This is a genomic window from Mesorhizobium sp. M7A.F.Ca.US.014.04.1.1 (assembly GCF_003998745.1).
Classification (GTDB): Bacteria; Pseudomonadota; Alphaproteobacteria; order Rhizobiales; family Rhizobiaceae; genus Mesorhizobium; species Mesorhizobium ciceri.
This window is the reverse complement of the sequence record NZ_RZRW01000274.1, coordinates 1-7,718: the sequence shown is the minus strand read 5'-3', so window position 1 is coordinate 7,718 and position 7,718 is coordinate 1. Positions and strand designations below refer to the sequence as shown.

The 7,718-nt window shown below is 63.9% G+C and carries 7 protein-coding genes and 1 pseudogene; 1 reads left to right on the top strand and 7 read right to left on the bottom strand.

Annotated features, from left to right (window positions below; genetic code table 11):
* The coding region (locus EOA22_RS18620; protein WP_206521300.1) for an arginase family protein at positions 1-1,021 on the top strand (1,021 nt) is incomplete at its 5' end.
* Here EOA22_RS18620 and EOA22_RS18615 read toward each other — a convergent pair.
* The 7 genes and pseudogenes from EOA22_RS18615 to EOA22_RS18585 all read right to left on the bottom strand — a co-directional run.
* The gene (locus EOA22_RS18615; protein ID WP_063170031.1) at positions 1,022-2,398 is read right to left on the bottom strand and encodes an FGGY-family carbohydrate kinase; all 1,377 of its coding nucleotides are present in this window, start codon (positions 2,396-2,398) and stop codon (positions 1,022-1,024) included.
* A complete protein-coding gene (gene rhaM / locus EOA22_RS18610; protein WP_024503130.1) occupies positions 2,395-2,712 on the bottom strand; it encodes an L-rhamnose mutarotase in 318 nt (105 codons plus the stop codon). Before rhaM ends, EOA22_RS18615 begins: the two co-directional genes overlap by 4 nt.
* Entirely contained in the window at positions 2,712-3,707 is a 996-nt protein-coding gene (locus tag EOA22_RS18605) for an ABC transporter permease (protein WP_063170032.1), read from the bottom strand. The genes rhaM and EOA22_RS18605 overlap by 1 nt, the downstream gene beginning before the upstream one ends.
* Positions 3,704-4,678 carry an ABC transporter permease gene (locus tag EOA22_RS18600; RefSeq protein WP_013533601.1) on the bottom strand — a complete coding sequence of 325 codons (975 nt, stop codon included), beginning with the start codon at positions 4,676-4,678 and terminating at the stop codon, positions 3,704-3,706. Before EOA22_RS18600 ends, EOA22_RS18605 begins: the two co-directional genes overlap by 4 nt.
* Positions 4,675-6,216, bottom strand: a complete 1,542-nt coding sequence (locus EOA22_RS18595; RefSeq protein WP_063170033.1) for a sugar ABC transporter ATP-binding protein — start codon at positions 6,214-6,216, stop codon at positions 4,675-4,677. Before EOA22_RS18595 ends, EOA22_RS18600 begins: the two co-directional genes overlap by 4 nt.
* Positions 6,217-6,300: 84 nt before the next feature.
* Positions 6,301-7,296: a rhamnose ABC transporter substrate-binding protein gene (rhaS, locus tag EOA22_RS18590; RefSeq protein WP_013533599.1), complete on the bottom strand. Its 996-nt coding sequence runs from the start codon at positions 7,294-7,296 to the stop codon at positions 6,301-6,303.
* 55 nt (positions 7,297-7,351) lie between these two features.
* Positions 7,352-7,718 (bottom strand): annotated as a pseudogene (locus EOA22_RS18585) (DeoR/GlpR family DNA-binding transcription regulator); the annotation flags it as partial.

The following is a 7,718-nucleotide window of genomic DNA, read 5'->3' as shown; positions in this document are numbered from 1 at the left end:
CTTCGGCACCCAGCCGGTCTTCCCCGACGAGGGCGATAGGCTGCGCGCCATCGCCAATATCGGCCGCGAGGACGTGCTGGTCGAGGGGCTGACGCCGATCGCCAGGGGGATCCGGGTGCTGGGCGCCTCCAGCGACCATCTGCTTTTGGATGTCGCCGATGCCGACCCGCCGCTGGCCGTCGGCGACCGCGTCGCCTTCCGCATGAGCTATGGCGCCATGCTTTTGGCGATGACCTCGGAATATGTCGAGAAGGCCCCGATGCACGATGTCGAGGATTTTTCCGGCCGCAAGATGGTGCAGATCTCCGCCGGGCCGGGGGCTGCCGGCATCCTGGCCCGGGAAGGCACCGGCGCGCGGCTGGAGGCGATGAATTTCGATGTCGTGGAACTCGCCGATGTCGAGCGGCCGCCATCGGGGCTGATCCGGCTGGCCGCCGGCACCGACCGTCGCGTCGCGCATAAGGCTCTGACCGCAACGGCGCGCGCCACGCATTCCTTCGGCCTGATCTGGATCGATTCCATCGCCGCCCTGATGCCTGAGGACGAGGACGGCATCGACCTGCCGGAAGGCTCGGTCCTGGCGCGATCGCTTGGCCTCGACCACAAGGCGGGCGCCCTGCAGCCGCAACTGTCGCCGGAGAATGTCGTCATCGTCGGCTTGCGCCACGCCGATCCGGCCGAGGCGCGGGTGCTGAAGGATTCGCGCGTCTCCGCCTTCACCATGACCGATATCGACGCCATGGGCATGCGCGACCTGATGCATGAAGCGATCCGTATCGCCACATCAGGCACGCAAGGCTTTCATGTCAGCTATTCGCCGACCGCGACCGAATTCGCCGGCTGGGCTGCGGGCTCCGGTGGGCTGACCGTGCGCGAAACACATCAGGCGATGGAGGCGATCGCGCTCTCCGGCGGCTTGCTGTCGATGGATGTTTCGGGCCTGACGGCGGATCTGGAGCCGCGGATCGGCACCGACGCGGTCAACTTCGTCATGTCTGCCTTCGGCAAACGGATTCTCTGATCAGCCCTGCACTTCCACTGCCGCCCGCCATGCGCTGACATAGTCGACCCATGCTGGGTCTATAGGCCGTTCTATTCTTTCGCCCTTGCCGTGCGTCGCCGGCCGATCGCATGCCAGCAGCGCCGCGCCGATGCTGGTGCCGGTGGCGGCCTCCGACGCAACCACGGCGCGCGCCGTGGCTGCCGCCAGCATGCCGACAAAGAGCCGGTTGCGGGCAAAGGGGCCTTCGACCGTGGTCGGGCCGTCGGCACCGATCAAGTCGAGGCAGGTCGCCGTCATCAGGGCCAGATAGAATGAGATGGCGGCAAAGCGCTGGCCTTTGTTGATGCCGTCGGCGTTGAGCCATGCCGCGGCATGGTGCGGGAACGGCCCCGAACCTTGCTGGGTCGACGGCAGCAGCAGCATCTTTCGCGCCAGCACGGCGCCGACATCATCCTCGGTCCACGGCTCCGGCTGATCCTTTGTCAGCACCGAAAACTCGCGGCCACCCATGAAGCGCGCAGAGGGAACGGGATCGCCGAGCGCGTTGACATTGACCAGCGTGTCGCGCGCCGCATCCAGCACAATCTGCTTGCCGCCGACCGCCATCGACACCACCCAGGTGCCGGTCGAGACCACCGAGAAAGGCGGTTTGTCGGACAGCAGATGCGGCAGCAGCGACGCGTTGGAATCATGCAGACCGCAGAACACCGGCGTTTGCGGATCGAGTCCGGTTCGCACCGCAACAGCGGGCAGGATCGGGCCGAGGCGGTCCCCGGCTGGCCGCACCGGCGCCGTCAGGCTTCGCCACTCCAGCCTCTCGACCAGGGATGAAAAATCCGCTGTCCACGGGTTCCACAGGTCGGTGTGGCAGCCGAGCGAGGTGACCTCGTTGGCGGCGATGCCGGTCAGGCGCAAGGCCCAGTATTGCGGGTACATCAGCAGCGCCGCGGCCCTGGCGAATTCCGCCGGGAAGCTCTTCTGCTGCCAGAAGAATTGTGCTCCGAGATTGAGGCCGAGCGGCAGGCGCGGCGTGCCGGTCTCGGCAAAAGGCGGGCGGATCGCGTCGTAATCCTCGGCCATCCCGTCGGGGCCGTCGAACTCATAGTCGAGCACCGGCAGCACCAGTTCACCCGCCGCGTCGACCAGCACGCCGGTCGCGCCATGGGTGGTGATCGAAATGGCGTCGATGCGCTGTTCGCGGTTGAGGCCGGCAAGGCTTTCGAGGATGAATGCCCACAAGGCCTCGACATCGTGATGTGGGTAAGGCGCCTGCCGCACCGGCGCATTCGCCATGCGGCGCAGCGCCACCTCGCTCAACGCAGCGAGGTCGACCAGCGCCACCTTGGCGTTGGTCTTGCCTATGTCGATGACGGCGATGTGGCGCATCGCAGTCATGCCATATGGAACATTGTTTCCAGCTTCACGGCCACCGGCTCGTTGTCCGGCCTGGTTTCCATGATGTCGGCCATGTGGGCCCACCAGCGCTGCATCACCGAATGCCCGGGCAATTCGTCCATGCGGTGGTCGTCTTGCCGCCACAGCACACCGAACAGGATATTGGTCTCCTCGTCGAGATGGATGGAATAATCGGAGACGCCGGCCTGCTTCAGCAGCGCGACCAGCGACGGCCAGATCTCGTCATGGCGCTTCTTGTACTCTGCCTTCATGCCGGGCTTCAGCTTCATCTTGAACGCGTATTTCTCGGCCATCAACGCCCTCCGCGCAGCCGCCGCCAGACGATCGGCAAGGCGATGACGATGATCAGCAGCAGGCCGATGAAGATCGACATGACGATGCCCGGCACATTGAGCAGGCCGAGCCCGAAGGTCACCAGCCCCATGATGAAGGCGGCGAGCACGACGCCCAGAATGCTGCCGGCGCCACCGAGGATGCTGACGCCGCCGAGCACCACCATGGTGATGACTTCGAGTTCATAACCCTGCGCGATCGAGGGCCGCGTCGAACCGAGGCGCGAGGTGATCAGCACCGAGGCGATGCCCGACATCAGCCCGGTCAGGCAAAACAGGATGAACTTGGTGCGGCCGACGCGCACGCCGGAAAATTGCGCAGCGACCGGATTGTTGCCGATGGCGAAGACGCGTCGGCCGAAACTCGTGCGGTGCAAGAGGAACCAGTAGACGACAGCCGCGATCAGGAACAGCACCAGCTCGAACGACACCACCCACCAGACATAGCCCTGGCCGAAGAAGGCGAAGCTTGAGGGATAGCCTTTGTAGGCCTGGTCGCCGAGGATGATGAAGGCGATGCCGCGAAACAGGCTCATCGTGCCGATGGTGACGACGATCGAGGGCAGGCCGAGCCTTGTCACCAGCAGACCGTTGAAGGCGCCGCAGCCGAGCCCGACAACGATGCCGATTGCCACCAGCACTGGCGTGCCGGCGCCGGCCTGCACCGCCATGCCCATCATGGTCGACGCCAGCGCAATGATGGCGGCCACCGACAGATCGATCTCGCCCGAGATGATCAGCAGCGCCATGGCGAAGGCGATCAGGCCCTTCTCGGTGAAATTGAAGGTCAGATCGGACAGCGAGTACGGATCGAGGAAATAGGGCGAGGCGAAGCTGTTGATGGCGAAGATGGCGACGGCCACCACGACCAGCAGCGCTTCCCAGGAAAAGATCGCCGAACGCAGCGGCTTGTCGAGCCGGTCGGGAATGTGGCGCGGGGCAGGGCTGTCGGTCACGCCTCCACCTTTCTGAGGATGATGCGGCCTTGCTGGCGCTCGCCGCGCGCATTGAGCACGACGGCCAGAATGATTGCGCTGCCCGAAATCGCCATCTGCCAGAAGGGTGAGATGTTGATGACCGGCAGCGCGTTGGAGATGATGCCGAGGAACAGCGCCCCTAATACCGCGCCGCCGACCGAGCCGATGCCGCCGGCGATCGAGATGCCGCCGATGACGCAGGCGGCGATGATGTTGAGCTCATAGCCATTGGCGACCTCGACCGAGGCGATCACGTAGCGCGAGATCCAGAGATAGCCCGACAGGCCGCCAATCATGCCGGAGATGCAGAAGACGATGAATTTCGTCCGGCCGACATCGATGCCGGCATAGACCGACGCCGTCGGGTTGACGCCGATTGCGTAGATCGAGCGGCCGAGCGCGGTGCGTGTCATCACAACGAAGAACAGCGCAATGACCAGGATGGCGATCCACGACAGCACCGGAATGCCGAGGAAGGCCGCGCGCTGGAAGCCGATGAACTCCGGGCTCATCTTGTCGGCATTGACCCAGGCACCGCCGGACAGGACGAAGGTGGCGCCGCGATAGATGGTCAGCGTGCCCAACGTCACCACGATCGAGGGGATGTTCAGCCGCCAGACCAAAAGGCCGTTGATGGCGCCGAGCACCAGGCCGACGACCAGCGCAATGACGATCAGCAGCGGGATCGGGATCGCCGGATGCGCGGCGTTCAGCATCGCCACCACCATGCCGGTGAAGCAGAGGTTGGACGCCATCGACAGGTCGATCGACCGGGTCAGGATGACCACCATCTGGCCAAGCGCCAGGATCATCAGGATCGAGGTGTCGTTGAACACCTGACGCAGATTGGCCGGATCGGCGAAGGCCGGAAAACGCGTCGAGATCAGCCCGATCAAGACGATGATGGCAGCAGCCAGCCAGATTTCGCGGTATTTGAGGAAAGCCTTCATGCCGCGATCCCCGCTGCCGTCCGAACCAGCGTCTCGGCGTCCAGCCCCTTGTTGTCGTAGACCGCCGCGACTAGCCCCTCGCGCATGACCACGACACGGTCGGACATGCCGAGGATTTCGGGCAGCTCGGACGACACCATGATCACCGACAGGCCTTGCGCCACCAACTCGGCCATGAAGCCGTGCACGGCGGCCTTCGAGCCGATGTCGATGCCCTTGGTCGGCTCGTCCAGGATGATCACCTTGGGCGACGTCGCCAGCCATTTGGCGATGACGATCTTCTGCTGGTTGCCGCCCGACAGCGTGCCGACATCCTGGCTGAGCGAAGAGGCCCTGAGGTCGAGTCGCTCGGTGTAGGAGCGGGCCAGATCGAACTCCTCCGACAGCCGCAGCAGGCCGGATTTCGACGTGCGCTTGAGCGAAGGCAGCGAGACGTTATGGAAGATCGGCAGGCCGATCACCACGCCTTGCTTGCCGCGTTCTTCCGGTACGTAGACGATGCCGGCATCGATCGAATCCGCAGCCGATTTCGGCGCGATCGTCTTGCCTTCCAGCGTGATCGTGCCGGCTGAGGTGCGGGTGATGCCCGATATCGCCTGCATCACCTCGCTGCGGCCGGCGCCGACAAGGCCGTAAAAGCCGAGGATCTCGCCCTTGTGCAGTTCGAAGCCGATATCGTTGAATTCGGTCGGATGCGACAGGCCGGAAACGGAGAGCACCGGTGCGCCGATCTCGGCCTTGCGCTGCGGGAAGATGTGATCGACCGCGCGGCCGACCATCAGGCGCACGATCTGGCTCTGGCCGGCATCCTTGATCAGGCCTTCGCCGACCATCTCGCCATCGCGGAACACCGTGTAGCGGTCGGCGATGCGGTAGATCTCGTCGAACTTGTGGCTGATGAACAGGATCGCCTTGCCATCGCTCTTGAGGAATTCGATCAGCAAAAAGAGCTCCTCGATCTCCTTCATGGAAAGCGCGGCGGTCGGCTCGTCCATGATGACGATCTGCGCGTCGATCGACATGGCACGCGCAACCGCGACCAGATGCTTGTTGGCGATGCCGAGGTCCTTCAGCCGCGCGTCGGCGTCGATATGGCCGGCATGCATGGTGTCCAGCACTTCGCGCGCATTCTTGCGCATCGTGCGCCAGTCGATGGTGCCGAAACGCGTGCGTGGCGCGTGGCCGAGAAAGATGTTTTCGGCGACGCTCAGATCGTCGAACAGCACGGTTTCCTGGTGGATGGCGGTGACGCCATGGCCGAAGGCGGCATGCGCGCTGGGCAGGGTGACGGCGTGGCCGTCTATGCTGATCGTGCCCCCGTCGGGCTGGTAGATGCCGGTCATGATCTTGACCAGCGTCGACTTGCCGGCGCCGTTCTCGCCGATCAGCGCTGTCACCTGGCCCGGATAGAGCGACAGGCTGACATTGTGCAACGCGCGCACGCCGGGAAAGCTCTTGGAGATGCCGGACAGCGTCAGGCGTGGAGCCGGGGCCGGAGGCCGCTCCTTCACCGCGCCGTGTTGGGCTGTCGTGTCCATAGTCGTATCAAGCCCTGAAACAAGGTTCGTTTAAAGCCGCGGCGGGACGTGAGCCCCGCCGCGTCAGCTCTAGAGAACTCCAGATCAATAGATCTTGGAAAACTTTTCGATGTTCGACTTGTCGAACTGGAAGGGCGGAGCCATTGCAGCCGAGTTGGTGTCGTCGAGCGTGACCTTGCCGACGCGGCCGATCGACAGCGTGGCGCCGGGCTTGGCCTCTTCCTTCTTCACCGCCAGATCATGGGCGAGGTAGACGGCCGAGTAGCCGAGGTCGATCGGGTTCCACAGGGCAACCGCCTGGCTGGAACCGTTGTCGATGAACTTCTTGAACTCGGACGGCAGTGCGAGACCAGTGACATTGACCTTGCCGATCAGGTTCTCGTCGGTGACGACCTGGGCGGCGGCAACGACGCCGACGGTGGTCGGCGCGATGATCGCCTTCAGGTTCGGATAGGACTTCAACAGGCCCTTGGCTTCGTCGGTGCTCTTGGCCGAATCGTCATCGCCGTAGACGGTGGCGACGAGTTTGATCTTGGGGAACTTCTCCGGCAGGATCTTCTTGGCCGCGTCGATCCAGGCGTTCTGGTTGGTCGCGGTCGAGGAGGCCGACAGGATGGCGACCTCGCCGCCTTCCGGCAGGTGGTCGGCGGCGAGCTTGATGATGGTCTCGCCGATCAGGCCGGTGTCGGACGGGTTGAGGTGAAGCTGGCGACCTTCCTTGGCGACGCCCGAATCCCACGAGATGACGGTGATGCCGCGTTCCATGGCCTTCTTCAGCACCGGCACCAGAGCGTCGGCGTCATTGGCCGAAATGGCGATGGCGTTGACCTTCTGCGCGATCAGCGAATTGACCACTTCGATCTGCGCTTCGGCGGTCGCCTTGGTCGGGCCGGTGTAGATGATGTCGACATCGCCGAGTTCCTTGGCCGCCTCTTCGGCGCCCTTGTTGGCGGCATCGAAGAAGCCGTTGCCGAGCGACTTCACCACCAGCGCGATCTTGACGTTTTCGGCATAGGCGGCATTCACGAACATGGCGGCCGAGAATGCAGCCGTCACCATCAATTTCTTCAAGAAGCTCATCGAATTTCCTCCCTTGAGCGTTGCATTCCATCGCCGCTGCGAGCGCGAGTTGGCCTCAGGCCTGCAGTGAAGATTCTTCCTTGTTGGTTGCGGATGTGCGGGCGACGATCAGCGTCACGCCGGCGGTCTCCAGCATCTTGGCTTCACGATCGTCGATGCCGTCATCGGTGATGACGGTGGCGATGCGCGACAGGCCGCACAGGATGAGGCTGGAGCGTTTGCGGAATTTCGAGGAATCGACCAGCACCACCAACTCGTCGGCCTGGTCGATCAGTTTCTGCTCCGCCTGGATCAAGAGCGGATCGCCCTCCATCAGGCCGAGCGGCCCCAGACCCTGCGCACCCATGAACATGCGGCGCGCATAGAAATTGCGCGTCACGTCGTTGTCGAAGGGCGACAGGATGATGTTCTGCTCGCGATAA

Coding starts and splice junctions, on each gene's coding strand:
- EOA22_RS18615 (WP_063170031.1), bottom strand. CDS start 2,398: ATGACTGCGATGCGCCACATCGCCGTCATCGACATAGGCAAGACCAAC.
- rhaS (WP_013533599.1), bottom strand. CDS start 7,296: ATGAGCTTCTTGAAGAAATTGATGGTGACGGCTGCATTCTCGGCCGCC.
- EOA22_RS18600 (WP_013533601.1), bottom strand. CDS start 4,678: ATGAAGGCTTTCCTCAAATACCGCGAAATCTGGCTGGCTGCTGCCATC.
- EOA22_RS18595 (WP_063170033.1), bottom strand. CDS start 6,216: ATGGACACGACAGCCCAACACGGCGCGGTGAAGGAGCGGCCTCCGGCC.
- rhaM (WP_024503130.1), bottom strand. CDS start 2,712: ATGGCCGAGAAATACGCGTTCAAGATGAAGCTGAAGCCCGGCATGAAG.